The organism is Novosphingobium sp. NPDC080210, from assembly GCF_050281025.1.
In the GTDB taxonomy this organism is placed as follows: Bacteria; Pseudomonadota; Alphaproteobacteria; order Sphingomonadales; family Sphingomonadaceae; genus Novosphingobium.
This window is the reverse complement of the sequence record NZ_JBNNWL010000002.1, coordinates 295,376-321,155: the sequence shown is the minus strand read 5'-3', so window position 1 is coordinate 321,155 and position 25,780 is coordinate 295,376. Positions and strand designations below refer to the sequence as shown.

27 protein-coding genes are annotated in these 25,780 nt (G+C 62.1%); all 27 read left to right on the top strand.

Going from position 1 to position 25,780, the window contains the following annotated elements:
• Positions 1-18: 18 nt before the first annotated feature.
• The 27 genes from ACQKOE_RS07670 to ACQKOE_RS07540 all read left to right on the top strand — a co-directional run bounded on the left by ACQKOE_RS07670 (position 19) and on the right by ACQKOE_RS07540 (position 25,774).
• Positions 19-1,752, top strand: coding sequence for a hypothetical protein (locus tag ACQKOE_RS07670; protein WP_427512262.1), 1,734 nt, complete (start codon positions 19-21; stop codon positions 1,750-1,752).
• A gap of 123 nt (positions 1,753-1,875) precedes the next feature.
• On the top strand, positions 1,876-2,691 hold the full coding sequence (locus tag ACQKOE_RS07665) for a PhoH family protein (protein ID WP_427512261.1): 816 nt from the start codon (positions 1,876-1,878) through the stop codon (positions 2,689-2,691).
• Positions 2,651-3,433 (top strand): hypothetical protein, encoded by a 783-nt coding sequence (locus tag ACQKOE_RS07660; protein WP_427512260.1) that lies wholly within the window; start codon positions 2,651-2,653, stop codon positions 3,431-3,433. The genes ACQKOE_RS07665 and ACQKOE_RS07660 overlap by 41 nt, the downstream gene beginning before the upstream one ends.
• A 63-nt stretch (positions 3,434-3,496) precedes the next feature.
• On the top strand, positions 3,497-4,828 hold the full coding sequence (locus ACQKOE_RS07655) for a DnaB-like helicase C-terminal domain-containing protein (protein ID WP_427512259.1): 1,332 nt from the start codon (positions 3,497-3,499) through the stop codon (positions 4,826-4,828).
• Entirely contained in the window at positions 4,828-5,322 is a 495-nt protein-coding gene (locus ACQKOE_RS07650; RefSeq protein ID WP_427512258.1) for an HNH endonuclease, read from the top strand. The genes ACQKOE_RS07655 and ACQKOE_RS07650 overlap by 1 nt, the downstream gene beginning before the upstream one ends.
• On the top strand, positions 5,319-6,407 hold the full coding sequence (locus ACQKOE_RS07645; protein ID WP_427512257.1) for a hypothetical protein: 1,089 nt from the start codon (positions 5,319-5,321) through the stop codon (positions 6,405-6,407). Before ACQKOE_RS07650 ends, ACQKOE_RS07645 begins: the two co-directional genes overlap by 4 nt.
• Positions 6,408-6,579: 172 nt before the next feature.
• Positions 6,580-7,161, top strand: coding sequence for a helix-turn-helix domain-containing protein (locus ACQKOE_RS07640; RefSeq protein WP_427512256.1), 582 nt, complete (start codon positions 6,580-6,582; stop codon positions 7,159-7,161).
• A 455-nt stretch (positions 7,162-7,616) separates the two neighbouring features.
• Positions 7,617-8,900, top strand: a complete 1,284-nt coding sequence (locus tag ACQKOE_RS07635; RefSeq protein WP_427512255.1) for a sigma-70 family RNA polymerase sigma factor — start codon at positions 7,617-7,619, stop codon at positions 8,898-8,900.
• A 3-nt stretch (positions 8,901-8,903) separates the two neighbouring features.
• Positions 8,904-10,280 carry a cobaltochelatase CobT-related protein gene (locus tag ACQKOE_RS07630; protein ID WP_427512254.1) on the top strand — a complete coding sequence of 459 codons (1,377 nt, stop codon included), beginning with the start codon at positions 8,904-8,906 and terminating at the stop codon, positions 10,278-10,280.
• A 98-nt stretch (positions 10,281-10,378) separates the two neighbouring features.
• A complete protein-coding gene (locus tag ACQKOE_RS07625; RefSeq protein WP_427512253.1) occupies positions 10,379-11,584 on the top strand; it encodes an AAA family ATPase in 1,206 nt (401 codons plus the stop codon).
• Between the two features lie 223 nt (positions 11,585-11,807).
• Entirely contained in the window at positions 11,808-12,158 is a 351-nt protein-coding gene (locus ACQKOE_RS07620) for a hypothetical protein (protein ID WP_427512252.1), read from the top strand.
• The gene (gene dnaE / locus ACQKOE_RS07615; RefSeq protein WP_427512251.1) at positions 12,155-14,485 is read left to right on the top strand and encodes a DNA polymerase III subunit alpha; all 2,331 of its coding nucleotides are present in this window, start codon (positions 12,155-12,157) and stop codon (positions 14,483-14,485) included. Before ACQKOE_RS07620 ends, dnaE begins: the two co-directional genes overlap by 4 nt.
• On the top strand, positions 14,482-15,171 hold the full coding sequence (locus ACQKOE_RS07610) for an HNH endonuclease (RefSeq protein WP_427512250.1): 690 nt from the start codon (positions 14,482-14,484) through the stop codon (positions 15,169-15,171). The genes dnaE and ACQKOE_RS07610 overlap by 4 nt, the downstream gene beginning before the upstream one ends.
• 38 nt (positions 15,172-15,209) lie before the next feature.
• On the top strand, positions 15,210-16,394 hold the full coding sequence (locus tag ACQKOE_RS07605) for a uracil-DNA glycosylase family protein (protein ID WP_427512249.1): 1,185 nt from the start codon (positions 15,210-15,212) through the stop codon (positions 16,392-16,394).
• Positions 16,395-16,440: 46 nt separating this feature from the next.
• Entirely contained in the window at positions 16,441-17,016 is a 576-nt protein-coding gene (locus tag ACQKOE_RS07600) for a hypothetical protein (RefSeq protein ID WP_427512248.1), read from the top strand.
• Positions 17,017-17,077: 61 nt separating this feature from the next.
• Positions 17,078-18,052, top strand: a complete 975-nt coding sequence (locus tag ACQKOE_RS07595) for a hypothetical protein (RefSeq protein WP_427512247.1) — start codon at positions 17,078-17,080, stop codon at positions 18,050-18,052.
• Positions 18,053-18,173: 121 nt separating this feature from the next.
• Positions 18,174-19,136: a hypothetical protein gene (locus ACQKOE_RS07590; RefSeq protein WP_427512246.1), complete on the top strand. Its 963-nt coding sequence runs from the start codon at positions 18,174-18,176 to the stop codon at positions 19,134-19,136.
• Complete coding sequence (locus ACQKOE_RS07585; RefSeq protein WP_427512245.1) at positions 19,133-20,158, top strand: hypothetical protein; 1,026 nt, start codon at positions 19,133-19,135, stop codon at positions 20,156-20,158. Before ACQKOE_RS07590 ends, ACQKOE_RS07585 begins: the two co-directional genes overlap by 4 nt.
• Positions 20,151-20,489 (top strand): hypothetical protein, encoded by a 339-nt coding sequence (locus tag ACQKOE_RS07580; RefSeq protein ID WP_427512244.1) that lies wholly within the window; start codon positions 20,151-20,153, stop codon positions 20,487-20,489. The genes ACQKOE_RS07585 and ACQKOE_RS07580 overlap by 8 nt, the downstream gene beginning before the upstream one ends.
• The gene (locus tag ACQKOE_RS07575) at positions 20,486-20,791 is read left to right on the top strand and encodes a hypothetical protein (protein WP_427512243.1); all 306 of its coding nucleotides are present in this window, start codon (positions 20,486-20,488) and stop codon (positions 20,789-20,791) included. The genes ACQKOE_RS07580 and ACQKOE_RS07575 overlap by 4 nt, the downstream gene beginning before the upstream one ends.
• A gap of 46 nt (positions 20,792-20,837) precedes the next feature.
• Positions 20,838-21,398 (top strand): hypothetical protein, encoded by a 561-nt coding sequence (locus tag ACQKOE_RS07570; RefSeq protein ID WP_427512242.1) that lies wholly within the window; start codon positions 20,838-20,840, stop codon positions 21,396-21,398.
• Complete coding sequence (locus tag ACQKOE_RS07565; RefSeq protein ID WP_427512241.1) at positions 21,343-21,747, top strand: hypothetical protein; 405 nt, start codon at positions 21,343-21,345, stop codon at positions 21,745-21,747. The genes ACQKOE_RS07570 and ACQKOE_RS07565 overlap by 56 nt, the downstream gene beginning before the upstream one ends.
• 28 nt (positions 21,748-21,775) lie before the next feature.
• Positions 21,776-21,919: a hypothetical protein gene (locus ACQKOE_RS07560; RefSeq protein ID WP_427512240.1), complete on the top strand. Its 144-nt coding sequence runs from the start codon at positions 21,776-21,778 to the stop codon at positions 21,917-21,919.
• Positions 21,919-22,080, top strand: a complete 162-nt coding sequence (locus tag ACQKOE_RS07555; protein WP_427512239.1) for a hypothetical protein — start codon at positions 21,919-21,921, stop codon at positions 22,078-22,080. Before ACQKOE_RS07560 ends, ACQKOE_RS07555 begins: the two co-directional genes overlap by 1 nt.
• A complete protein-coding gene (locus ACQKOE_RS07550; protein WP_427512238.1) occupies positions 22,077-22,751 on the top strand; it encodes a GIY-YIG nuclease family protein in 675 nt (224 codons plus the stop codon). The genes ACQKOE_RS07555 and ACQKOE_RS07550 overlap by 4 nt, the downstream gene beginning before the upstream one ends.
• Positions 22,748-23,794, top strand: a complete 1,047-nt coding sequence (locus ACQKOE_RS07545) for a hypothetical protein (protein WP_427512237.1) — start codon at positions 22,748-22,750, stop codon at positions 23,792-23,794. Before ACQKOE_RS07550 ends, ACQKOE_RS07545 begins: the two co-directional genes overlap by 4 nt.
• Positions 23,795-25,774 (top strand): AAA family ATPase, encoded by a 1,980-nt coding sequence (locus ACQKOE_RS07540; protein WP_427512236.1) that lies wholly within the window; start codon positions 23,795-23,797, stop codon positions 25,772-25,774.
• The last annotated feature ends 6 nt before the right edge of the window (positions 25,775-25,780 follow it).

The window sequence follows — 25,780 nt, the reverse complement described above, 5'->3', positions numbered from 1 at the left end:
CAACACTAGGGCAAGAATTTGACAAACCGAGCTTTTGATACCCGCTTCGCCGCGGCTTACAACGATCTTGAGCGCTTTCCCTCGATCGAACATGTCGCCGCCGAACTGGGCTGCAGCGCCAAGACAGTGCGCAACCGGGCCGGTGAAATGCGCTCGCTGCGCGACAATGGCCTCGAAGTCCCCGAACTGATCAGCCGCGTCGGCACCGGCAAGGGCGCCCCGCCGCTGATCGTCGATGACGAGGACAGCGAGGACGACGCTCCGCAATTCTACAAGCGCGACCTGATCGAGCCGGTGGTCTATGACCCGCTCAAGACCAAGACCCGCTACTTCATCTTCACCTCGGCGCAGGACGCCAGCGAGATCCATGAGGACTTCCTCGGCAACCTCGAAGCCTATGCCCAGTGGCTCGGCAACTGCCAGATCCATATCGCCGGCTTCACCTACTCCAAGAAGCTGTTCACCGATCACGAGAAGCACTCGGACACGGTCTACTGGCACGAGCGCATCTGGCAGTATCTCACCCACGACCAGATCCAGGTCGGCGATGGCCTGGTGTTCTGCGGTGAAATGAACACCGTCCCTACGGCGGTCACCCCGCTTTCGGGCTTCGAGACCTACACCCGCGACAAGTGGGGCATCTTCCCTCACGCCAAGATCCAGCTGCAATCGGTGGCGACCGCCAAGATGGCCCGCACCAAGCAGCTGATGACCACCGGCTGCATCACCATGCCCAACTACCTGCAGATGAAGGCAGGGATCAAGGCGAGCTTCCACCACCAGATCGGCGCGGTCCTGGTCGAACTCATGCCCAATGGCGCGTTCTTCTGCCGCCACCTCCACGCCGATGGTCTGGGCGAGCTCGAAGGCGGCTTCTACGACCTCGACCGCCGCGTCGAGGCAGGCAACGTCACCACCGGCCACCATGTCGAGGCGCTGTCCTACGGCGACATCCACCACGAGAAGCTCGACGCCGAAGTGGCGCTGACCACCTGGGGCTACGATGTCGAGACGAGCAAGACCATCACCCGCCAGAACACGCTGCTCGACCGGCTGCGCCCGCGCCACCAGTTCTTCCACGACCTGTCCGACTTCGCGCCGCGCAACCACCACAACATCAAAGACCCGCACTTCCTGTTCAAGACCCACCAGCAAGGCGTGGACAACGTCGAACTGGCACTGCTGGGCTGTTCGGAGTTCCTGGCCGAGACCCGGCGGGACTTCGTCTCGACCAAGGTGATCCAGTCGAACCACGACAACGCGCTGCTGCGCTGGCTCAAGGAAGCGGACTACCGCAACGACCCGGTCAACGCGCTGTTCTTCCTGGAGACCCAGACCAGCTACTACCGGCAGCTGGCGGATGGGGTGAGCGACCCGGCGATCTTCGAGCAAGTCCTGCGCGACTTCCAGGTCGATGCCCTGGCCGGCGTCGAGTTCGTTTCGGAGGACGACAGCTACATGATCCTCGGCACCGAGTTCGCCATGCACGGCCACCTCGGCGCGAACGGGGCGCGCGGCAACCCGCGGCACTATACCAAGATGGGCTCCAAGTCGGTCACCGGCCATACCCATTCGCCGCAGATCATCGACGGGGCCTATGTCAACGGCGTCTCGGGCAGTCTCGACATGGGCTACAACCGCGGCTTGAGCTCATGGGCGCACGCCCACACAGCGATGTATCAGAACGGTGCCCGCGTCATCCTGACCATGATGAACGGGCGCTGGTTCGCCCCGCTTAACCGCCGCAAGTAATGGCGAAACGCCCCGCCGCATTTGCGCGGGGTGGCCATTGCACAAAACGAAAGTCAATCGGCGAAATTCCAGGTTGCGTGTGTTAAACTGCATGCTATACAACACACACATCTGGAGTTTCTGATGGCTAAGAATTCGAGGCAGAACGACCGGTCTTCGAAGCGTGTTCGCACGTTCGACCTGCCCAGCGACAATCTGCTGCACACTGCCCCGCGCACCCAGCGCTCCAAGAAGCCGATGGAACCCAAGACTGAAGCCCAGGCCGCTTACGTCAACGCCATCAACTCCTACGACCTGATCTTCTGCAACGGCCCGATGGGCACCGGCAAGACCTATGTCGCCGCAGCGATGGCGGCACAAGCGCTGATCAACGGCGACATCGACACCATCATCGTCACCCGCCCCTCGGTCGAGGCCGAAGAAGAATACGGCCACCTGCCGGGCGAACTCGACGAGAAGTGGGCCCCGTTCTTCGCCCCGGTCAAGGCCGTGCTCGAAGAACGCCTTGGCGCCGGCCATGTCGAAATGTTCCTCAAGAACGGCAAGATCAAGATCGCCCCGCTCGGCTTCCTGCGCGGCCACACCTTCAAGGATTGCTGGGTGCTGTTCGACGAAGCCCAGAACGCCACGGTCCCGCAGATGAAGCTGTTCCTCACCCGCATCGGTGAGAACTGCAAGGTGATCGTCGATGGCGACCCGGCCGAGCAGAAGGACATTTCCGGCTACTCGGGCTTTGAGGACGCCTGGCACCGCATGAAGGGTCACCCCCAGGTCGGCTACGTCACCTTCGACGTGGACGACATCGTTCGCTCGGGCCTCTCGCGCGACATTCTCCTCCGTTACCGCGATCGCAGCCGCGATTTCTTCCAACCTCAACCCAGCAAGGAACCCGTAGGGCATGACGGCCTCCTCAAATACCTCGGCGCTGACGCCGGATGACGCACAGATGATGATCACGCTGCACGGGAACTTCCCGTGCAGCACACAGCCGGCTGGCGGGATCGAAGGGCTGATTGCAGCCCACGTCCAGAAGCGCCACATCCGCGATGTCTCGGACGCCTACGCCCACCGCTGGTGGGACTACCGCCTGATGGCGCCAGGCCACAGCTTCATGCTGTTCGCGCACCACTACTACAGCCTGTTCAAGGTCTACGCCAAGCAGCTGCTGGCGCACCGTCGCACCCGCAACAGCACGCAAGGGGTCGGCGCGATCGGCATGGGCGAGTTTTACTTTACCGCCATGACCATCTGGGAGCGTGACCGCACCCACATCAGCGGCATGTGGAACGCCATGCTCACCGCCGACGCGCTGGGCATCCCTTACGACCACTACATACGGCTGGCATTTCAGATCGCGATCGACACGGCGTGGAAGCGTCTGCCCCGCCCCAACCAACTATACTCGGACAAGATGGCGGCCCAGGTGCTCTACGCCTGGCAGCAGCTGTGCAAGGACCGCTTCATCTACGCCAAGCACCCGATCTACCGCCTCGACCGCTACGAGGGCGCGGTGGTGCAGGATGACTACCGCGACTGGCTCAAGGACCAGCTGTATGCCCACCGTGGCAACCCGCGCGCCCTCGCCCAGGTCGTCTACCAGGCCCCGCAGCTGCCCGAAGCAGACGCTGCCCAGATGTTCTCTGACTACGCCTTGACCCGCGCAAAACGACTGACCGTGTAACGCCACCGATTGACACGAACGTCTGCGCACAGTATGTGCGTAACGACACACACGCAGGGCCACATGACCACTTTCGACCAAGCATTCCAGGAGCAGCTTGCTGCCCATTATTTCCGCGACGACGTTTTCGTGTCCGCGGTCGGCTCGCTCGTCAAGCCGGAATACTTCGACAGCGAGACGCTGCAGGCGCTGGTCGCCGTGCAAGGCGGCTACCTGGCAAAGTATAACGCCTGCTGCACGCTGGGCACCTTCGTCCAGGTGTTGCAGCGTGAGCTCGCCGCCAAGCGGGTCAAGATCGCCGACATGACCGAGGTCCAGCGGCTGCTGGCGGTGATCCACCGCCACCCGCTCAAGGACCGCCAATTCGTGATCGACACGATTGCCGAGTTCGCCCGGCACCAGGCGCTGCTCAATGCGACCATGACCATGGCCGACGCGCTCGACACCCACGACCCCACCAAGATCGACAACGCGCTCAAGGTGGTCGATGAAGCCAAGTCGGTCGGCGCGGTCGATCACGTCGAGGCGATGGACTTCACCACCACCCGCGCTGACCGCATCGCCCGCCGCCGCCAGGTAGCCCAAGGTTCGGCTACGGGCGGCGGGATCACCACCGGGATGCCTGAACTCGACAAGCAGCTGACCCCGTGGAACGGCTGGGGCCGCAAGGAACTCTCGATCCTCATGGCCCCGCCAAAGGGCGGTAAGACCGCAGGCATGATCCAGTTCGCGATTGCCGCGGCGGCAGCCGGGCACAACGTGTTCTACGCCTCGTGCGAAGTTTCCGAGGAGATTATCGGCAATCGCTCCGACGCCAATATCTCCGGGGTGCCGATGAAGGATCTCGTCGCCCGCGAGCGCGAAGTCGAAGCGGCGCTGGCGCAGTGGGAAGCAACTCCCGGCATGGGCCGGCTCGACGTCCAGGCATTCCCGATCCGCACCCTCAAGGTCTCGGAGCTGACCCGCGTCCTCAAGAAAAAGGAAGCAGCCGGGATCAGCTACGACATGATCGTCGTCGATTACCTCGGCATCATGCGGCCGGAAATGAACTACGGCGACAACAAGCGCTTCGGCCTGGCTGAAATCGGCCAAGACCTCCGCGCGCTGGGCACCGTGTTCAATGCGGCCGTGCTGACCGCCTACCAGACCAACCGCGAAGGGGCCAAGAAAGCCCAGCGCAACGTCACAGACGGCACCGACGCCGCCGAAGACTACGAAGCCGTCCGCACCGCCGACGTGCTGATCACGATCAACGCCTCGCCCGACGACCGGCAGAACGGCGAGGTCGTGCTCTACTTCTCCGAAATGCGTAACGCCGAAAGCGGGCTGCGCATGCGCTTCAGCCAGGATCTCGGCTGCATGCGCTTCCTCATATCATTTGTCGGGTATGACTGATGTGCCAGATCACTCAGCAGCAGCTACGGGAGCAGCTCGACTACGATCCTTCAACAGGCGTGTTCACTTGGGTCGTCTCGCGACCGGGTGTCGCAAGGGGCAAGGTGGCAGGCTGCATCCAGGGGGATTACGTCGCCATCACCATTCACAGGCGAAGGTATTTGGCCCACCGCCTTGCCTGGCTTTTCGAAAATGGCCACCTTCCTGATGAGCGCGAGGTAGACCACCGAGACGGGGACGGGTTGAACAACCGCATCGCGAACCTCCGTCTGGCTACAAGAGCGCAAAATGGAGCAAACCGGGGCGTATCGCGCAATAGTTCGACCGGGCACACGGGTGTCAGCTTCATAAGGTCGCGCGGCAGGTTTCAGGCGACCATCGGTATTAACGGCAAAAATATCTGCCTTGGCCAGTTCAAGACACTGGACGAGGCAGTAGAGGCTCGCCGCCTGGCCGCCTCTGACATGCACGGTGAATTTACGAGGCGGTCATGAGGCAGGACAGCGGCTATACCCAGGTCACTGCCGAGGAGTTCCTCGACCACGAGGCGGTTGAATACCGTGCAACCTCTGGCAGCCGCGGCCCGCAGTTCAACATCAAAACCTGTCCGGTGTGCGGCGGTGACAGCTGGAAGGTCTACCTGAGCCGCGACACCGGCTACGGCAACTGCTTTCACGGCTCATGCGGGGTGAGCTTCAACCTGTGGACCTTCGCCAAGGCGCTGCTCGACACCACCGACAGCCGCGTGGTCGGAGCCAAGTTCGACGAGATTGCCCGCGTCGGCGGCTGGCGCCCCAAGCCCAAGCGCGAGAAGAGGGTCGTGGCACCGCCAGTGGAAGGCGCGATCAAGCTGCCGACCAGCGTGCCAATCCCCGACGGCAACCTGCCCTACCTCGCTGACCGCGGCGTCTCGGTGGCTACGGCACGCGCTTTCGGCCTGCGCATGTGCTACCAGGGGTTCTGGGCGTTCAAGGACGAGACTGGCGCCGACCAGCGCCGCGTGTTCAACGATCGCATTCTGATCCCGATCTACGACCTCGACGGCACGTTGGTCACGTTCCAGGGCCGCGACATCACCGGGCAGCAAGAACCCAAGTATCTGTTCCCCTCGCGCCTGCCCTCTACGGCGCGCTACATCTACAACGGCCATCGTGCCGCTGCCGAGCGCTGGTCGCACCTGGTTCTCGGCGAAGGTGCCTTCGACTGCATCGCCATCCAGGACGCCATCGACGGCGATCACTCCTTGCGTGGAATCGGTGCTGGCGGGTCATTCGGTAAAAAACTTACGCTTGACTACGTAGAGGGTAACATGACACAACTGCAAGCACTGCAAGGGCTGCGAGGGAGCGGGCTACATACGATCACAATCATGTGGGACGGCGAGAAGCAGGCGTTCCAGTCGGCGGTCCATGCGGCCGGCAGACTGACCAACCTGGGCTTCCACGCACGTATCGCCCTACTCCCGCCGGGCAAAGACCCCGCAGAAGTGACACCGGACATCATCAGGAAAAGCATACGACTCGCGGTTCCCTACAGTCGGAATCTCGAAATCCGCGCGAAATTGAAGAGTCCCTATTAACGGGACGTAACTTTTCGCTTGGGAAAATCACATCTGGCAAGCGCGTAAATCTGCGCCTGTTCACGCTGCGTTCTAAAATAGGGCGCGGTGCGTGTTTGTTTGTTTGTTGACACACAGTTTCGCGCTTGCAATAGCGCAGGGGCAACACACACAAACAAAGGATACAACCCTAATGCCTCGCGCAACGGCTATCGACGCCACCACCTCTCTCCAGGGCGACTACCCCCTGGCCAACACCGAAGCGGCAAAGATGCTGGCTGCCGGTCTGGACAAAGTGAATGAGGAAAAGGGCTGGTCTCAGCGCCACGTCGCTCGGCTGCTCAATTACAAGACCTCGGTTGTCCTCAGTCATATGGCCTCGGGCCGTGTGCCGATCCCGATCGACCGCTCGCTCGACTTTGCCCGTCTCCTCGGCATGGACCCGGCGATCTTCATCATGGCCGTGATGGAACAGCGCCACCCCAACATCGACTTCCGCCGGATTCTAGCCAGCTACGGCAAGGGCAAGGCGCAAAGCACCACTCCCAGCACCCTGGCGGCCGAGCTTGAGTCGATCGCTGGGATGCCGCTCGACGAGCTCCCGATGCCGGTGATCAACGTGCTGCGTGAGGCGGTCGCCGATCGCAACAGTGCGCGTCGATTCGTGCGCATGGCCGAAGTGCCCCTCATCGAACACATTCGCCGCGTGCGCCCCGATGGGCTGTCTCCTGCGGAAATGAAAAAGGTGCAGGATTACATCACTTCATTGGGTTAATAAATTTGTAGCGAACAACACACTTGCAATGTTGGAATTGGATTGCTTGAAGGCCGCCATGGATGGGCGGCGCACCACGGTGCTTAATTTCGGGAAAGACAATGACACAATGCAGGAAGAATATCGACTACGGCCCCACAACCGTGTGGGGCCCACACACCTTGAACTACGAGGATTTCTGCCTCGCCGATGCCGGTGAGCAGTGGTTCGCGCGGCACTCTGGCGTCTACGGGGTCACCCTGTATTTTGCTGAGGCCATGATGTTCATGTCGGCTTCGGGGGATTGTGTGGTCTTCCTCGAACCGGGTGCGTGTTATCAGCGGTATCTTCGTCCTGCATATTTGCGAGTGGCTGCATAAGCCAGCACGAAAGCGCGCGAAGCCACTAGAGCTTTGCGCGCTTTTCGTTATGTAGAGCGCATACAAAACGACACACACAAAACGAGGAGTGATTCGGTGGTTCAGGCGAAATTGAGAGCAGTCTCGTTCAAGGACAGCCTGCGCAAGACGGTGATCATGCTGGCGGGCGAGGGCGTCAACGTCCAGTTTCGCGGCTTCCAGCCCCGCGTCGAAGTGCGCGGCGGCAAGGTGATTCGCATGGTCCTTCCCGAGGTCGGTGACGAGCCCAGCGAGATCCTGGTCCAGGCGATGCACGGCTTCCTCGACCACGAGCTTGGGCACATGCTGGTCACCCCCTTCACCCGCGCAGTCAACTTCGCCAACGGCAACCGCCACGTCGGTGTGCTGGCCAACATCGTCGAGGATATTCGCCTCGAAAAGCTGGTCCCGCGTCAGCTGCCCGGCATGAAGCACAACCTGGAGCGGATGTATCAGTTCTTCATTCCGCAAATGATCGCCCCGTCCTGCGCTGAAGCCGTCGCGACCGGTAACCCCTCGCGCCAGTTCTTCGGTGTGATGGTGCCCGCGATGCGCGGTCTTGCCGGTCAGAAGGACTTTCAGAAGTTCATGGATGACATGGGCTACTGGCAATACTTCGCCCCGCTGCTCAAGCGCATGCCCAAGCTCTCGCGCCGTCTGCGCGACATGGAGACCTTCGCCGACGTCGAGGGGATCGTCACGGACATCATCGCCGAGCTTGAGCAGATGATGCCAAAGGAAGACATCGAGAGCGCCCAGCAGGCCCCGACCGACATGGACGAGGACGACGAGGATCAGGACTCCAGCGCCCAGCAGTCCCCGCAGCCGGGTGAGCCCGGCGACGAGGATGGTGATCAGGACGGCGACAGCCAGCCTGGTGACGAGGCAGGCGAAGAGGGTGACGACGGCCAGCCTGGCGACGAGGATGGCGACGAGGATGGCGACGCAGGGTCTGGCGCGGACGGTGAGCCTGGTGACGATGGTGACGAGGGCGAGCCTGGTGACAAGGACGACAAGGGCACCGGTCACGGCAAGGGCGATGGCTACGACGACGGCGACGGCGACGAGGACGACGACGAGTGCTCGGGCGACGGCGACGAGGACGGCGATCACCGCGGCGGCACCGGCGACAGCAAGGATGATGGTAGCAGCAAGAGCGGCGACGATGGAAAGAACAATGTCTCGATCACGGACGCGCTCAAGCAGCTAGAACCCACTCAACGCCGCGCTATGTTCTTGTATAAGCGACACAAGCTAAGCGTAACTGAAATAGCGAATCAGACGCAAAGCACCGAGGAACAAGTAAAGGATCTCCTGGTAGCGGCTCGCCGCCGCCTCAAAGAGATCATGATCGGAGGTTAAGTCGTGCTTTACAATCTATCTACTTTGGAGGCGATGGACGTTGTCGATGCTTATGGCCCCGACCGTTCACTCTGGCCCCAGCAATACGTCGCGGCGATGGACCGTGCGATCAAGCGCGACCAGGAACTGGCCGACTATATCGCCGACACCGCGCGCATCGAGGCCATGCTCGAAAACTGGGACGAGGATGAGGACGGCGCGCAGATCGACCTGTCCGACCTCGAAGGCCCAGACGACGAGGATGAGGACGACTACGATGTCAGCCAGCACGGTGGCGGCTTCGACAACATGGGCGGTGCAACGGCCCATGACGATGCCGACGACGAGGACGCTCCCGAGATCCTCGAAGTCAACATGTCCGACATCGAAGATATTGGCGACCTCGACGGCAACCTGACCGATCTGATCCGCAAGGAAATCGAACTGGCGGGCAACGAGGACGACAGCTGGAACGTGTTCACGAAGGACTACGACAAGATCCTCGACGTGACCCCGCCGCCCTCGACCTCGATCGCGGAGATTGACCAGGCGGTCCAGGCGACCACCGGCCCCCTGCAGAAGGAACTGCGCCGGCTGATCGCCGCCAAGACCATGTCGAAGCGGCTGCCGGGCCTGCGCCGGGGCAAGCTGCACGGTGCCAACCTGCACCGCATCCTCGCTGGCGATGATCGCGTGTTCTTCCGCCGCCAGGAGGCCCCTGCCCTCGACACTGCCGTGTCGCTGCTGATCGACTGCTCTGGCTCCATGACCGGTTCGCGCCTGCAGCTGGCGGTCGAGACCGCCTATGCCCTCGCAGCGGTGTTCAACCGGCTCGGCATCGCGTTTGAATGCCTGGGCTTCACCACCGCCAACGCGGCGCACCCCGACTACAAGGAATGGAGCAGCAAGAAGTATCGCCAGGAACTCGACGAGGCATCGCGCACCGCGACGATCCACCGTCACCAGCCCATCGCGATCCCCGGCTTCAAGACCTTCGATGAACGCTGGACCCCCGACGTGCAGCGCCGCTTCGCCTACTCGTTCAACCGCCGCGGTATGGACATCGCCGGTAACGACATGGGTGGGACGCCTGAGTCCTGCTCCAACGAGTTCGCTGCGCGCCGCCTGCTGCAACGCAAGGAACAGCGGAAGATCATGATCACCATGACCGACGGCGAGCCGACCGCGAACCCCTACAACAGCTACGACGGACTGCTGGCCCGGCGCCGCTCTGCCCAGGTCACGAAAATGATCGAGGCAGCGGGTATCGACCTGATCGGTATCGGCATCCAGCACGCCGGGCCGAAGGCATATTACTCCAACGCCATGGTGATCAATGACCTGTCCGAAATGCCGACCCAGCTCCTGGCGCTGTTCAAGCAGCTCCTGCTTGGCAAGTGAGTGCATGGTGATTGCCACACACATTCCCACTTGAGCGAATCGCGCATTGCAAGTAACACACATTCATCAGCAGCAAAGCTGAAAACAAGGAGGTTCTAGTGAGCGACGAAAAGTTTATCGAGTGCCGCATCTGCGGCGAGAAGGTGCCCCACATCGGCAAGCACCTTGAAACCGCCCACCCCGGCACCACGGTCGAAGGCTATTCCGAGACCTACCCCGGCGCCCCGCTCATGAGCCCTGCGCTCGAAGCGATGATCGCCAACAAGGTCAAGGAACGCAAGCAGGCCGAAGCCAGCGCCCAGAAGATGGTGGCGCAGGTGCTCCCCTTCACCCCGCCTGGCTCGGTCGTGATGAAGCCGATGCACGAAGTGTTCGAGCTTCCGCTGTCCGACGACCTGCGCAAGGCTCCGGCGCGCGGTCAGTCGCAGGGCGACCCGATCATGATCGAGGTCCGCGACCTGGCAGGGATGTCCGAGACCGACAAGGAAATGATCCCCGAGATTGACCCTGGCTTCGTGTTCGAGGCTGGCTCGCTCAAGGACGCGGTCATGGCCATCCAGCTGAACTACCCGCTGCTGATCTGGGGCATGCACGGCACCGGTAAGACGAGCCTCGTCAAGCAGGTGCTGGCCCGCACGAACCGCCCCTGGGTCCGCGTCCAGCACACCGAGACCACGGAAGAATCGCACATTATCGGCCAGATGGTCGTGCGCAACGGTGGCACCGAGTTTGAACTTGGCCCGCTTGCTCTCGCCATGATCCACGGTTGGACCTACGTCGCCGACGAATACGACTTCGCCCACGCTGCGGTGATCGCAGTCTACCAGGCGGTCCTCGAAGGCGAGCCGCTCTACATCAAGGAAGCGCCTGAGCATCAGCGGATGATCAAGCCGCACCCTGCGTTCCGCTTCGTAGCAACGGGCAACACCAACGGCTCGGGCGACGATACCGGCCTCTACTCCGGGACCAAGATCGGTAACGCCGCCGCCTACTCGCGCTTCGGTGTCACGATCCAGGCGAACTACCCGGCGCGCGAGACCGAGATTGGCATTCTGCGCGGTCGTCTGGGCCTGTCGCAGGACATCGCCGAGAAGCTGGTCGATTTCGCCGAGAAGTCGCGCAAGGCTTATACCGACGGCGAACTGACCTTGCCGATCAGCCCGCGCGAACTGATCCGCGCTGCTACCCTTGCGATGGTCAAGGGCGGCATGTTCCGCCGCGGTATCGAGCTTGCCTACTCGAACCGCCTGTCACCCACCGAAGCTGACGCCGTGTCGCAGACCGCCCAGCGCATCTTCGGATAACCGAACCTCCCGTCGGCTTGACCGACCTCCTCACCTGGGGCGGGCCTAGTGTCCGCCCCGTTTTTTCTTGATCCCCGCAACCCTCTAGTGTAAAGCAACACGCATGCAGCCCCTCGGATGTTTCGGATCTTCACTCGCCTACTCTGACAAGTCGAGCGCATGCAAGGCATGCCCCGCGCGCAACGACTGCGCCGCGAAGGTGACTGCCCGGTTCCCCATCCTGATGAAGCTGCTGGAACGATTTTACGACGGCACCGGGCACACCATGGCCAAAGCCTGGCGCAACGCGCTGCCCAAACCCCCGGTGCCCAAGCGCAGCGTTGGCCGGCCCCCGGCCCCGACGCCCGACCCAACCACTCCGATCGACGCGCTCGCCGCCGCCAACCCGAGCATGGGCGCGGTGGTCTCGATGCTCAAAAAGCGACCGCACACTGTCGCAGAACTTAGCATGGGACTGGTGCAAAGCTGCTCATACAGCGCGTCCTACGCTCGACGCATAGCGTTCGACCACGTTTCAACCCTAACCGCTTGTGAGCGCGTAGAGCGCACCGGTCCCATCGTGGAGCTCAAATGAACGTCTACCCGCTACTCAACGTCCGCACCGACTTCTCGCTTGGGGAATCGGTGATCGCCGTGGACGACCTGCCCCAGCTGGCGCAGGACGCTGGCACCGACACGGTCGGCGTGGTCGAGACCATGAGCCTGTCCTCGCTGATCGCGGCGACCAACACGCTCGCCAAGGCCGACCTCAAGCTGCTCACCGGGGTGCGCGTCCGCGTCGTGCTCGAAGCCGACAAGGAGGCCCGTGCCTGCTTCCTCAAGCTCTATCCCGTCAACGAGGAAGGGGTGCGCGCACTCTATCGCCTGCTCTCGCGCGGCTTCGAGGAAGATCGCTTCTACTACGTCCCGCGCGTGACCTGGGACGACCTTGCAAACCTGCTCTCGCACGACTGCTTGGCAATCAGCACTGGTGACTTCTACAGCGTCATGAGCGACGCGGATCACCGGTCAGCACTCGCACACCTTTGCGGTCAGATCCGTTTCTGTGCGCGCTTCTATGAGCTCGTCCCGTGCAGCACCCCTTACTACTCGCAGCAGAACATGAACGCGATCCAGTGGGCGACCACAGCGACCGCGCTGGGCTTCGAGCCGCTGGTCACCATGCCGACCTTGTGGACCGACCACAGCGACCGTGACGCCTTCTCGATCAACGCCGGGATCGCCGAGCGCCGCCCCTTCGCCGATTACCTCAAGCCAGCCAGCGAATACGCGCCCATGAGCGCGACCGACATGGCGCAGGCCGCGATCAAGGCAGCCGGCGCGCTCACGCACCGCTATGGCACCAACCATGGCCCGCTGTTCGCCAAGGGCCTCGTCAACCAGCAGCGCCTGGTCGAGGTCTGCGCCTACCGCTGGAGCAAGCAAGACCCCTGCCTGCCGATCATTGCCGCGGACTCCGACGACGAGCTCCTGCGCCTGTGCAAGGAAGGTTTCCGCACCCGCTTCTCGGCCCCGGTGTTCGCCCATGTGCCATCCGCGCAGGAACTGACCAGCGCCTACCTGCCCCGGCTGGAGTTCGAACTGGCGACGCTCAAGCGCTTGGGCTTCTCGCAATACTTCCTGCTCGTCTCGGACCTCGTGCGCTGGGCCAAGTCGCAGGGCATCTACGTCGGGCCTGGCCGTGGTTCGGTCGGCGGCTCGCTGGTCGCCTACCTGACCGGCATCACCGACGTCGATCCGATCCGCTTCGAGCTCCTGTTCGAACGCTTCATCAACCCCGACCGCCTCGACCTTCCCGACGCCGACCTCGACTTCATGTCCACCCGGCGCGAGGAAGTGATCGCCTATCTCGAACAGCGCTGGGGCAAGGAGCGCGTCGCAGGCATCGTCAACTACAACACCATGGGTGCGCGCTCGGCCATCCGTGACGTCGGCCGTATCTTTGCGCTGCCGCAGGACCAGATGGGCGCGACCAAGTTCATTGGCGACACCCACGGTGTTTCGGCCACGCTGGCCGAAGCGCACGAGACCGCCTTCGAGATCCAGGAGTTCGCCCGGCGCCATCCCCAGGTGTGGCGCAACGCCTGCAAGCTCGAAGGCAAGATGCGCAGCTATGGCACGCACGCCGCCGGTGTGGTGGTCGCGGGCTGCGATCTGACCGAACGCTCGGTGGTCGAGCGCCGTGGTGGCAGCCGCGTGATCAACTGGGACAAGCGGGTCAGCGAGGACCAGGGGCTGATCAAGCTCGACGTCCTCGGTCTGGCGACCCTCGACATGTTCGATCACGCCATCAAGCTGATCATGAAGCGCCACACCAAGCGCATCGACATCAATGCCATATCGCTCGACGATCCCAAGGCGCTGGAAATCTTCAACGAGGCCCGCACCGCCGGTATCTTCCAGTTCGAAGGTGGCTCGGTGCGCCGCCTGCTCAAGGACATGGCCGCGGCCAAGCCCCTCACCTTCGAGGATCTGGTCGCGCTCAACGCCCTCAACCGTCCCGGCCCGCTCGATGCGGGCATGGCCGAGAGCTACATCAAGCGCCGCGCCGGCAAGGAGACGGTGACCTATCCGCACCCGGTCCTCGAACCGGTGCTGCGCGATACCTATGGGGTCATGGCGTATCAGGAACAGATCATGCAGGTTGCCCGCGTCCTGTCGGGCTTCACCCCCGGTGAGGCCGACACCCTCCGCAAGGCGGTCGGCAAGAAAGACGCCAAGATGATGGCCACCCAGCGAGACAAGTTTGTCGATGGTGCCGTAGCCGGAACTGTCACTATTACCCTTGAAGATGGGTCAACGCGCGTGGTTCACGGCATGTCGAAGTTCAAGGTGAAGGGCGAAGAGAGGTATGTTCAAATTGCCGAAGCGCTCCGCCACGGTCTGGAACTCGAAATATGATGGAGATTTGGAAGCCGGTTCAGAACACATGGGGCGCCTATTCCGTCAGCAGCGAAGGTAGGGTGAGGAGCGAAAGCCGCCTGGTAGATGGGTCTAGGGGTGTTCAATACTTGATAAGAGGCCGTATTCTGAAAACGCGCCGTCATCCTTTTGGATACCCTGTCGTCACGATGTCCATCAGGGGCAAGTGTGTCAGTCGCACCGTTCACAGTCTGGTCGCAGAGGCGTTCATGGGAACGCGCCCCGATGGACTGGTGGTATGTCACAGCGATGGTGACCCGACCAACAACAGCATCTGGAACCTTCGCTATGGGACTCAGGCGAGCAACGTCGAGGACTCAATCAAGCATGGAACCAAGGTCTATGGATCTGACCATGGCGGCTCTGTCCTAAGTATGGCCGACGTAAATGAGATGCGCACTCGCCGCGCAGCTGGAGAGACATTGGCCGCCCTCGCCGAGCACTTTGGTGTTGCGGAGCCCACTGTCTGGAAGATCACAACTGGAGAAGATCGACCGAAAGATCCTGGGCCAATCACCAAGTCGAAGAAGGTGACGGTCTTGGACAAAGCGCAGCGAGAAGAGGTCCGTAGACGCAGGCTTGCCGGCGAACTGCGCAAGAATCTCGTCGCGGAGTTTGGCATTTCGAAGACCCAATTCGATAACATTATGAAGGGCAGTGTATGAAGATTGTCAGCGCGACGCCGAATGGCGATGGTATGCCGATGGCTGAAGCCGAAAGGCTATGGTCTGACATTGAAGGCTTTGCGGCCTACAGCTTTAACAAGAGTCACGCCGTCGAATACACCCTGATCGCGTTCCAGGCCGCCTGGCTCAAGGCGCACTATCTGGTGGAGTTCTACTGCGCCCAGATGGGCACGACCAAGGACGACAAGCTGACGGTGCTGGTCAAGCAGGCGGCGCAGGACGGCATTCGCATCATCCCGCCAGACATCAATATCTCGACCCACCAGTTCGAGCCGCTCAACGACGTGATCATCGCCGCCCCGCTCAACGTCGTCATGGGCGTGAGCGAGAAAGGTGCCGCCGCGATCATCAAGGAGCGCCAGTCCACCGAGCCGACGATCATCGAAAAGACCTCTGGCCGCGGCAGCAAGAAGGTCACGACCCAGACCACGTTCGGCCCCGGCCGGTTCGTCTCGATCGAGGACTTCAAGGCGCGCGTCCCGGCCAAGTCGGTCAACGCCCGCGGGATCGACAACCTCGACCGCGTGGGTGCGTTCGCCCGCATCGAGCCAGGCCAGATCGCCTCGACCGATCCCCGCCGCCAGAAGGACCAGATCGAACTGATGCCGGCGATCGCCGATCAGGGCGTGGTGGCCGACCGCGTGGTGGAGATTGACGACATGCTGGTCGATGCCCTCGAAGCGATCGAGAAGGACATGGCCCAGCTGCTCCCCGCAGCGGTCAACTGCTTCATCGGCAAGAACCCCAAGCTGATGATCATCCTCGATGCCCCGTTCAACGACTTCGAGGAGCTCAAGGCGCAATACAGCTACAAGACCTTCGTGGCTCCGTCGCTGCATGCCGCCGGCCTCAACGTCGAGGACGCTGTCTGGACCTGGCTGCTGCGCCGGCCGCTGGCCAAGGGCGAGAGCAGTCCCCCGGACGCCGAAGTCGCACAGTGCCTGCCGTTCCTGCAACGCGAAGTCGCGGTGATGAAGCCGCCGGTGATCGTGCTGCTCGGCCCCACGGTGATCAAGACGTTCTTCCCGGACATCAAGCGCCCGGCAGACAACATCGGCCACAAGGCGTTCAGCGCCAACCTCGACGCGACGGTGATCATCGGCTTCAAGCCGACCCAGATTTACCACGACGCGGGCAAGGCTGACCGCCTCACAGAAATCTTCTCCGAAGCCAAGAGCCTCCTCGAAGATAGTGCTTGCTGACCTCAAGTGCATGCGCTATGACACACACACAACGAAGCGAGACAGCATGAGCACCCAACCGAACAGCAACCCGCTCCACATCGAGGAGTTCATCGACGTCGAAGCCTTCACCGCGGAAATCGGTGCAGACCTCAACGACCTCAACGAAGCCATGCGGACCCTGCCAGCACGCGCTGCCTACTACAGCATGCGCGCCGCTTCAGCCCGCACCCAGGCTGCCCGCATCGAGAACCTGGTCAAGGCGACCGAAGCGATGCTCAAGAAGGAACACCGCAAGAAGCTGACCGAAGCCGCACTCGAAATCGCCGAGGCCGAGGGCGGCAAGCCCGAACGAGTAACGGCGGAAATGGTCGAGGCGGCAGTGTTCACTGACCCGCGCATGACCCGCCTGCTGGCGATCCAGCTGCACGCCGATGAAGTCAAGACGGTGTGCCAGGTGGCCGCCGATGCCTTCCGCACCCGGCGCGACATGCTCAAGTCCCTCGGCCACCTTGCGACCGAGCAGATGCGGTCGGCGATGCGGATCAATTCGTCCGACGCCGACGCCATCAACAACTACCGGCAGCGCCGCGCACAGCGGGGCGGCGGCAGCATCCCTGGCGAATCGAGCACAGGGTCATAAGCCAAGAGACTTTTTCTCTGCAATGCGTTACAACTGACACACACCAAGTAAGGAGTTTTTTATGTCTGGTGGAATGAGTGCCCGCGATCGCGTCATGGCGCGTCGCTCCAGTATTGCGGCCAACCGCTCGAAGGGTCTCAAGACCTACAAGTTCAAGGCCGGTGTTACCAAGTTCCGTATCCTGCCGCTCTCGGCAGACAAGACGGTCCCGTTCGAGCGCAAGTTCGGCAAGACCTATCTGAAGGGCTTCGACGGCAAGAGCTTCTTCGGGATCATCGACCGCTCGATCACCTATGACGAGCCGAGCGACCCGATCCGCGAACTGATCTTCGACGCCATGCGCCAGTCGCCGGATGATGAAACCAAGAAGCACTACCAGTCCATGCTGGCTGGCACCCGCTTCGTGTTCAACGCCCTGATCCTTGACGACAAGGACCAGTCGCCGACCGAGCCCGTCCTGGTCGAAATGAGCGAGACGGCGTTCGACACCATCCTCAGCCAGTTCATGATCTGGTCCGAGGCTGACCCGGACTACGACCTTGCGGCGCTCGACACCGGCCACGTCTTCACCGTGGAAAAGACCGGTCAGGGCATCGACACCCGTTACACCTTCCAGGTCACCCCGCAGAAGATGCCGCTGCCCGAGAAGATCCTCGAAAAGGTCATTGACCTCGACGCATGGATTGAATCGCAGGTCGAAGGGCTCGAAGCCAAGGCTCTCGAATTCCTGGGCCGCGTCAACGGTGCGGTGGGCATCACCACCACCATCCCGGCTGGTGCTCTGTCGCATCACACCCCACCGACCCCGGCCCCGGCCCCGGCCGCGACCAACACCATGTCGTCCGCTGCCGTGACTTCGGTGGTCGAGGACATCGAGGACGCGGTGATCGCCGAGATCGTGAACGAAGCCGCAGCCGCCCCGGAACCGACCCCGGCTCCTGCACCGGCTCCGGCACCGGCTCCGGCTCCCGCCGCCCCGGCCGCCTCGGTCGAGGAAGCTGACCTGGAAGCCATCCTGGCCCAGCTGAACGGCTAATCGAAGGTGCTCCTGCCCTTTCGGGGGCAGGAGTGATTGCCGGTGCCCACCACCACGCCGGCCCAAGTGTGGCGGGGAGAGACAAGGGCAACTCTCCCCGCCTTTATTTTCAGGGATTACCATGGGCTTCCGCACTTACATCGACGGCAACTCGGTTGGCCACGCCGCCAACCACGGCAATGCCAAGCAGCAGAAGCTCTACGCTGGCGGTCAGGAAACCACTGCGATCTATGGCCTGATCCGCTCACTCAACCTGATCCTGCGCAACCGCACCCACGCTACCCCGGTGGTGCTGTGGGACGGTCGCAGCTGGCGCTTCGAGCGCTTCCCCGAATACAAGGGCAACCGCAAGGACACCCCTGACAAGCTGGCGGCCGCAGCCGCTTACAAGGCGCAGATGCCCTCGATGGTGCGCGCCTGTCACCTGCTCGGCCTGCGCCAGCTGATCGCCGGCAACATGGAAGCCGACGACCTCGCTGCGATCCTCACCCGCGATGCAGTGGCCAAGGGCGACGGTGTCGCGCTGATCACCGGCGACAAGGACTGGCTCCAGCTGGTGCAGCCGGGCGTCGTGTGGGTCGATCACAAGTCCGAACCCGAGCGCAAGTGCAACGAGCAGGACTTCAAGACCTTCACCGGCTTCGCCAACCCGCTGGCCTTCGTTCACGCCAAGGGGCTGCACGGTGACAGCGGCGACAACGTCAAGCCCAACACCGGGATCGGAGAAAAGGGTGCCAAAGACCTGCTCGCCGTATTCCCCTGCGTGCGCAGCTTCCTCAACACCCCGCTCGACGAGGCGCAGGACCGCTACTTCCTGCACCACGGCAAGAAAATGCCAAGCAAGATGCTCAACCTGCACACCGACCCCGCCGTCCAGGCGCGGTTCGACTGGGCGCTTGAGCTCATGGACCTGGCGCACCCCTCGATCCCCGCGCCCAAGCAGATGCGCCTGACCCATGCCCCGCTCAACCGGGCCGGGTTCGAGCAGTTCTGCGGTGAGCACGCCTTTCATTCGGTCCTCAAGGACATGGACCGCTTCCTTCAGCCCTTCATCACCCTCGATAAGGAGTTCCCCAAGCAATGAGTGACCTTGCATCCCGCCTCGCCGGCGCGCTGGCCAAGGGCGGCGTCAAGAGCGACGAACAGAAAGACAACGGCCTGTTCCTCTCTACCGGCGTCCCCAACGTGGACCACGCGCTCTCGGGCAAATACCGCGGCGGTGGCCTCAAGTCGGCCCGCATCTACGAAATCGCTGGCCCGTCCTCGTCGGGCAAGACGCTGATCGCCCAGCACGTCATGCGCGAAGCACAGCGCATGGGCGGCGCAGCTGCGTTCCACGACCACGAGCGCACCTTCATGCCCCACCTGTTCCAGAGCTTCGGTGGCGACATCAGCGATGGCATCTTCACCTACAAGAAGCCGCGCTGCTTCGAGGAGTCGATCGACAAGGCGATTGACTGGATGACCGCGATCCGCACCGCCGACATCATCCCGTTCGAAGCCCCGCTGGCGATCGTGTTCGACTCGCTGCACGCGATGGTTCCGGCCGCCATGCTGGAGCACGACCTGTCGAAGGGCCGCAACATGAAGGACAAGCTGGCCCTGGCCATGGCCACCAGTTCTGAACTGCCGCCGCTTGCCACCTTCGTCGAGGAGAACAACATCATCTGCATCTTCCTCAACCAGATGCGGACCAAGCCCGGCGTGGTCTATGGCGACCCGCGCTACACCCCCGGCGGCGACAGCCTCGAATTCTACTCGTCGGCCCGCCTGTTCCTGTCGCGCTCGATGGAGAAGGACGGCAAGGAAGTGATCGGTCAGAAGGTCACAGCCGAGACGGTCAAGAACAAGACCCACCGCGCGTTCCTCAAGGCGTCGTGGTTCTTCAAATACAAGGAAGACGGCACCGGTTACATCGACGTGGCGGAAACCATGATCGACCACCTGGGCGCCAAGGTGCTGACCGACGAAGGCATCCAGACCGGCGCCTGGTTCAACTGGGACGGCAAGCGCATCCAGGGCAAGGACAACTTCATCGCTGCCGTGAGCGCTGATCCCACCGGCATCGACAAGCTGATCGACCTGGCGGAGAAGCACAATGGCTGACCTGGCAACCCTTCCCCTTTACGTCCTGCTGCCGCTTCTCGCGGCAGCAGCCTTCATCCAGAACATGGCGTTCACTGCGGTCAGCCGTTCGCGCAACAGCGCCGATGTCTCCTACCACCGCAAGTGCAGCTGGGCGTCCAACGCGGTGTGGTTCACCATTCAGGTGGGTCTGTTCGGTGTGCTGTTCTCTGCGCTGACCACTGGCTCGTTTCTCAAGGTCGCTCTGGTCGGTCTGGTGTATGTTTTCGCGACCACCGAGGGCAGCTGCTACATGATGGGCCGCATGCTCAAGCGTGAGACCGGCAAGCGCAAGGTGGGAGCAGGCGCATGAACGTCACCACCACCCTGCCCGCCGACGTCGCTGCTGGCGTCCCGGTGCTCGAATGGGACGAACCGGCGCCGCAGATCATCGAAGGTCTGCCCGCCTACGATCAGCCCAACCATCGCTGGTATGGCGCGTGCCGCCGGCTCAAGCGCGTCCTTCAGCAGCTGGTCGGCAATCTCCCCGACTACGAGCGCTACCTGAAGGATGAGCACGACGTGTCCTGGTGCCAGGAGTTTGTCGGCTTGCTCGATGCGGGCAACGATGAAGCATGGGCCTGTCGCAAAATCATCCGCGACCACTTCGTCTGACCACAAGCCAAGAGACAAGCGATTTGGTGCATGGTAACTGAAACAAATGATTGACACCGACACCCGCCAGCTGCGCATCAACGCACAGGGTCAATATATCTCCGGTGCGGGCAAGATCCCATGTGACCACTGTGGCCACCTGGTTTGCAAGCTCGCCCCGCTTACCGCTTGCTCCGCGTTCATGCCGGCCATCCCCTTCGTGGGGAAGGTCGGCATGGATCGCCTCTTCAATACCATCAGGGTCGGTCAAGCCTGGCCCAAGCGACTGTCGCAGGGCCAGACAATCGCCCTCTACGAAGTCCGCGAGAAATCCATCTTCGGTCATGCCCGCGTCCTCACCACGATCGCCGGGCCGATCGACGAAATCCTGGCACACCATGCCAAGGCCAACCACTTGATGCTGGAGACCCCAGCGGAGGACGCACAGGACATTCTGCATGACTGGCTCAAGCGAAACTACGGCCCGCGTATCATCACGCCCACCACAACCCTTACCGCCGTGTATCTTCTCCGCGAGCCTGAGCCGGCTGCTGCGTCCGATCTCGGCGAACATGAAGCGGATCGGCAAGCTGAAAGTCAGCCCGCGCACAATCGGCAAGATCCTTGAAGCGCCCTCTGGGCAGCGCGTGCTGATCGTCGAGCAGAACGGCCGCGACATCTGGCGCGGCAAGCACAAGTCGCTCAACGACGCGATCAAGGCCGACGAGGCATTCATCGGCGTTGACCGCATCCTGCTCCAGCGCGCCAAGACTTACGGCGTGGTCAACGTCATGGTCGTGGTCGAGGAACTGTGCCGCATCTTCGTCGTCCCCATCGACACGCTGCTGGATCATCCCGAAGGTCGCAGCCGCCCCAACTGGCAGGGCCGGGCCCATCGCCTGCTGCCCTGGCGACTTTTTTTACGAGCGAGTCTTGGTCCCAACTTGCAAATCAAGAAAGACCGCGCTAGTGCATAGAGAACGACACACACAAACAGGAGCGCGAATGTCATTCCTCAAGAAAATGATGGGCCTTAGTAACGTCCATCGTCTGGCGCTTGCGCTGACCGCCATGATCTACATGTCCATCTTCTACGGTCTCGTGCGCCTCGTGATCATCATCGAGCGCACCATGCTGGGGCAAGGCTGATGGCGCGCGTCGGTAACGAAATCACCGCCGCGGAGCGCAAGGAGCTCCACAAGGCCAAGATGGCCGGCAAGAAGATGAACCGCGAAGCCGGGCTGTGCGACGTGGGCTTCACGCCCTCGCGCAACAACGGCTGGCGCTCGTTCGTGCGGAGTCGCAAATGATCGTCTATCTGGCGCGAAATAAGATCAACGGCATGTGTTACGTTGGACAGACGGCGCGCGCACTGGAAGTGCGCATCAAGGAGCACATTCGCCACTGTCGCAGGACAGATCGCAATAAGGGCATCTTCCATAAGGCGCTCCTCAAGAACGGTCCCGACGCATTTGTGTGGGAGGTTCTGGGTCGTGCGAAGGATAGAGAGGCCCTGGATCGTCTTGAACAGGCTTGGGTGGAGCGTTTGAACTCCCGCTCGCCACAAGGGTATAATCTTGAGAGTGGCGGTAATAGAAACAAGCGTCATTCTGAAGAGAGTAAGGCGCGTATAGCAGCGTCGAACACTGGCGTAGTGTTCTCCGCTGAAAGGCGAGCGAGGATATCCAAATCTAAGCGTGGGCAAAAATATACCCCTCGCACTCCTGAACATTGCGCCGCCATTAGCGCAGCGAAGATGGGTCGAAAGACAGGACCGCAGACAGAAGAGCATCGCCGCAAGTGCGCGCTGGCTCGCAGTGGCGAGAATAACAGTCTGGCGAAGCTAACTAGTCGGCAGGTTGAAGAGATAAAGGCTCTGGCGAGCGCCGGATTCACGACGAGAGACCTCGTCGCCAAGTTCCCAGTTCACAAAACAACCATCAATCGCATCAAGGCAGGCAAGGCAAGAGTGAACGGATGACACCCTACAGCATTTCATCTGACCATCATTTCCATGACTGGTCACAATTCTCGAAGACGAACTGCGATGGCGTCAATAGTCGGCTGCGCATCATCCTTGATGAGTTCGAGCGCCAAGCAGAAGCATTGCTGAAGGCTGGCGGTAAACGCCTCTTCATGGCCGGGGATACATTTCACGTCCGCGGCAAGGTGAACCCCGAGGTTTTGAACCCCGTGATGGACACCATGCGCAAGGTGTGTGCGTCCGGCGTCGAGGTTTTCGCAATTGCTGGCAATCACGATCTCTCGACAGCCTCTTCAACCAAGCTGGGCAACTCTATGCAGGCGCTGGATGAGATAGCAGGTTTCACTGCCGTAACAGCACCGTCGCTATTCGGCGACGTGATGATGATACCTTGGATAGAACAGCTGGATGAGCTCCGTGCCGAGGCTATTAACTTCGCTGATAAGCAGCATGACCTGATCATCCACGCCCCATTGAACGGGGTGATAAAAGGTTTACCTGATCTGGGCCTTGATCCCAGCGAGTGTGCAGCGTGGGGTTATCGACGAGTGTTCATTGGGCACTACCATGCACACAGCGTCTTCCAAAATGGGTCGGTTATTTCAATCGGCAGCACTTCGCACCAGTGCTGGAGCGATCCTGGAACCCTTGCTGGGTTCCTGATCGTCCACGACGACCGCGTCGAGCATCACGAGAGCCAGGCGCCCAAGTTCGTCAACATCGACAGCGAGTCCGAGATTACCCCGCAGGCGCTCAAGGGCAACTATGCCCGGCTGCGCCTCAAGGACGCCGACGCGAAAGCCCTGACCGCTGCACATGCGGCGGTCGAACAGGCTGGCGCGCTCGGCTGGGTCGATCACTCGTCCAAGAAACGTGACGTGGTGCGCCCCATGAGCAGCAGCGCGGGCAACATGACACTGGAAGTGTCGGTCGCCAACTACGTGCTGCACCACACCAAGGCCCCTGGCCTCGACAAGCGCCGCATTGCGCAGGACGCATTGGCCATCCTGACTCAAGCGCGCAGCGTGGGAGACGAATAAGTGAAGTTCACCCAAGTAGAGATCCAGAACTTCCTCGCCATTGGCGAGGCGCAGTTCTCCCTCGACGCGATCGGCCTCGTCCATATCTCCGGGGTTAACAACGACGAGACCAGCGCGGACAGCAACGGCTCGGGCAAGAGCTCCATCGGTGACGCCATCAGCTGGTGCCTGTGGGGCGCGACTGCCCGCGGCGTCGGGGCTGACGACGTGGTCAACACCGCCGAAGGCAAGAACTGCCGGGTGGCGATCACCATCGACGACGATGGCACCGTTTACCGGGTGACCCGCCACCGCAAGCACTCCAAGCACAAGAACACCCTGCACCTGGAACAGTTCGACCCGGCCACTCAGGACTGGATCGACCAGACCAAGGGCACGGCTGCGCTGACCCAGGACGCGATCGAGCGCCTGCTTGGCTGCTCCGAAGCGGTGTTCAACTCGGCGGTATATTCCGGCCAGGAGAACATCCCCGACATCCCGCGCATGACCGACCGGCAACTCAAGATTCTGGTCGAGCAGGCTGCCGGGGTGGACGTGCTCACCACCGCCTACGAGCTCGCCCGCACGAAGCTCAAGGAAGCGTCTGACAAGCGCGCTCAAGCGCAGATCGCATTTGACCGCGCACACCAGCGACACCAAGACTCCCTAGCGTCTCTGACCGGTCTGACCGATGAAATGAACCGCTGGGACACGCTGCACAAAGATCGCTTGCAGAAGCTGAAGGTCGAAGCCCAGAACGCGCTTGCAGCGTTCAAGTCGGCCGAAGCCAGCTACGACCAGGCCGAAGCAGCCCAAGTCAAGCAGGGCATCGCCCTGTGCGAGAAGCGGATCTCGTCCGTCACTGCCGAACGCCAGCGTGAGCAACTGCTGCTCGGCGAGAAGAACGATGCGGCCTCAGCGGTGACCACGGCGAACACCCGCGTCGCCCTGGAGGAACGCTCGGTCAAGACCGCGCTGGAACAGGTGCGCACCGCCGAAGCCAAGGTCGAGGCCGTGCGCAACTCGGTCGGCACGCCCTGCAAAAGCTGCGCCAGGCCGATCGAGGAAGCCCAGCTTACCTCGGTGATCGCGGCTGCCCAGCGTGACCTCGACGCCCACAAGACCCGCTTCGAGGAAGCCTCAGCGCGGGTTGCCGATGCGAAGGCCAAGGTGCCGAAGGCCGAGAAGCTGTTGCAGAACGCGACGGCTGCGCTCGACGCCCACCGCGCCACCATGACCGACGTGTCGGCTGAAGGCGACCGGCTCAAGGCGTTGCAGCGCGAGCTCCAGCTGCTCAACGCGCTGGCGGCTGAAATCGCCCGGCTGAAGCAGGTCGCCACTGGCGTCGCTGAACGGCTCAAGGCGGAAATGACCTCCGAGAACCCCTATGCTGACCTGATCGACAAGACCAACGCCGAGATCCTCGACCGCGCCGAAGTGATGCGCCAGGCCGGGGTGGAGCGTGACGAGGCGACCGAAGTGGAAGCCTACGCGCAGGCCGTGGTGGACATCTATGCCCCTGCCGGGGTGCGTGCCCACCGGCTCGATGAAGCGACCCCCTACCTCAACGACCGCACTGCCCACTACCTCGGCAGCCTGGCCGATGGCGCGATCGACGCCTTCTGGACGACGATCACGGAAACCAAGTCACAGGGGCGGATGGTCGAGAAGTTCTCCGTCACGGTCGAGAAGCAGGGCAGCGCGCCCAGCTTCAACGCCCTTTCCGGCGGGGAGAAGCGCAAGGTGCGGCTGGCATGCGCATTGGCACTGCAGGACTTGGTCGCAGCACGCGCCGCCAAGAACATCGAGCTGTGGCTCGGTGACGAGGTGGACGACGCACTCGACGCCGCCGGCCTCGAACGCCTGATGGGCGTGCTTGAGGAGAAGGCGCGCGAACGCGGCACCGTGCTGATCATCAGCCACAACGACATCGCCCACTACGCACGCCAGTCGATGCTGGTCGAGAAGAAGAACGGACGGGCAACCGTCACCGTATCGTAGGATTTC

What these genes read in the sequence shown, in the direction of transcription:
- ACQKOE_RS07665 (WP_427512261.1), top strand. Translation starts at nt 1,876, where the DNA reads ATGGCTAAGAATTCGAGGCAGAACGACCGGTCTTCGAAGCGTGTTCGC.
- ACQKOE_RS07660 (WP_427512260.1), top strand. Translation starts at nt 2,651, where the DNA reads ATGACGGCCTCCTCAAATACCTCGGCGCTGACGCCGGATGACGCACAG.
- ACQKOE_RS07655 (WP_427512259.1), top strand. Translation starts at nt 3,497, where the DNA reads ATGACCACTTTCGACCAAGCATTCCAGGAGCAGCTTGCTGCCCATTAT.
- ACQKOE_RS07650 (WP_427512258.1), top strand. Translation starts at nt 4,828, where the DNA reads ATGTGCCAGATCACTCAGCAGCAGCTACGGGAGCAGCTCGACTACGAT.
- ACQKOE_RS07645 (WP_427512257.1), top strand. Translation starts at nt 5,319, where the DNA reads ATGAGGCAGGACAGCGGCTATACCCAGGTCACTGCCGAGGAGTTCCTC.
- ACQKOE_RS07640 (WP_427512256.1), top strand. Translation starts at nt 6,580, where the DNA reads ATGCCTCGCGCAACGGCTATCGACGCCACCACCTCTCTCCAGGGCGAC.
- ACQKOE_RS07620 (WP_427512252.1), top strand. Translation starts at nt 11,808, where the DNA reads ATGAAGCTGCTGGAACGATTTTACGACGGCACCGGGCACACCATGGCC.
- dnaE (WP_427512251.1), top strand. Translation starts at nt 12,155, where the DNA reads ATGAACGTCTACCCGCTACTCAACGTCCGCACCGACTTCTCGCTTGGG.
- ACQKOE_RS07610 (WP_427512250.1), top strand. Translation starts at nt 14,482, where the DNA reads ATGATGGAGATTTGGAAGCCGGTTCAGAACACATGGGGCGCCTATTCC.
- ACQKOE_RS07605 (WP_427512249.1), top strand. Translation starts at nt 15,210, where the DNA reads ATGGCTGAAGCCGAAAGGCTATGGTCTGACATTGAAGGCTTTGCGGCC.
- ACQKOE_RS07600 (WP_427512248.1), top strand. Translation starts at nt 16,441, where the DNA reads ATGAGCACCCAACCGAACAGCAACCCGCTCCACATCGAGGAGTTCATC.
- ACQKOE_RS07595 (WP_427512247.1), top strand. Translation starts at nt 17,078, where the DNA reads ATGTCTGGTGGAATGAGTGCCCGCGATCGCGTCATGGCGCGTCGCTCC.
- ACQKOE_RS07590 (WP_427512246.1), top strand. Translation starts at nt 18,174, where the DNA reads ATGGGCTTCCGCACTTACATCGACGGCAACTCGGTTGGCCACGCCGCC.
- ACQKOE_RS07585 (WP_427512245.1), top strand. Translation starts at nt 19,133, where the DNA reads ATGAGTGACCTTGCATCCCGCCTCGCCGGCGCGCTGGCCAAGGGCGGC.
- ACQKOE_RS07580 (WP_427512244.1), top strand. Translation starts at nt 20,151, where the DNA reads ATGGCTGACCTGGCAACCCTTCCCCTTTACGTCCTGCTGCCGCTTCTC.
- ACQKOE_RS07575 (WP_427512243.1), top strand. Translation starts at nt 20,486, where the DNA reads ATGAACGTCACCACCACCCTGCCCGCCGACGTCGCTGCTGGCGTCCCG.
- ACQKOE_RS07570 (WP_427512242.1), top strand. Translation starts at nt 20,838, where the DNA reads ATGATTGACACCGACACCCGCCAGCTGCGCATCAACGCACAGGGTCAA.
- ACQKOE_RS07565 (WP_427512241.1), top strand. Translation starts at nt 21,343, where the DNA reads ATGAAGCGGATCGGCAAGCTGAAAGTCAGCCCGCGCACAATCGGCAAG.
- ACQKOE_RS07560 (WP_427512240.1), top strand. Translation starts at nt 21,776, where the DNA reads ATGTCATTCCTCAAGAAAATGATGGGCCTTAGTAACGTCCATCGTCTG.
- ACQKOE_RS07555 (WP_427512239.1), top strand. Translation starts at nt 21,919, where the DNA reads ATGGCGCGCGTCGGTAACGAAATCACCGCCGCGGAGCGCAAGGAGCTC.
- ACQKOE_RS07550 (WP_427512238.1), top strand. Translation starts at nt 22,077, where the DNA reads ATGATCGTCTATCTGGCGCGAAATAAGATCAACGGCATGTGTTACGTT.
- ACQKOE_RS07545 (WP_427512237.1), top strand. Translation starts at nt 22,748, where the DNA reads ATGACACCCTACAGCATTTCATCTGACCATCATTTCCATGACTGGTCA.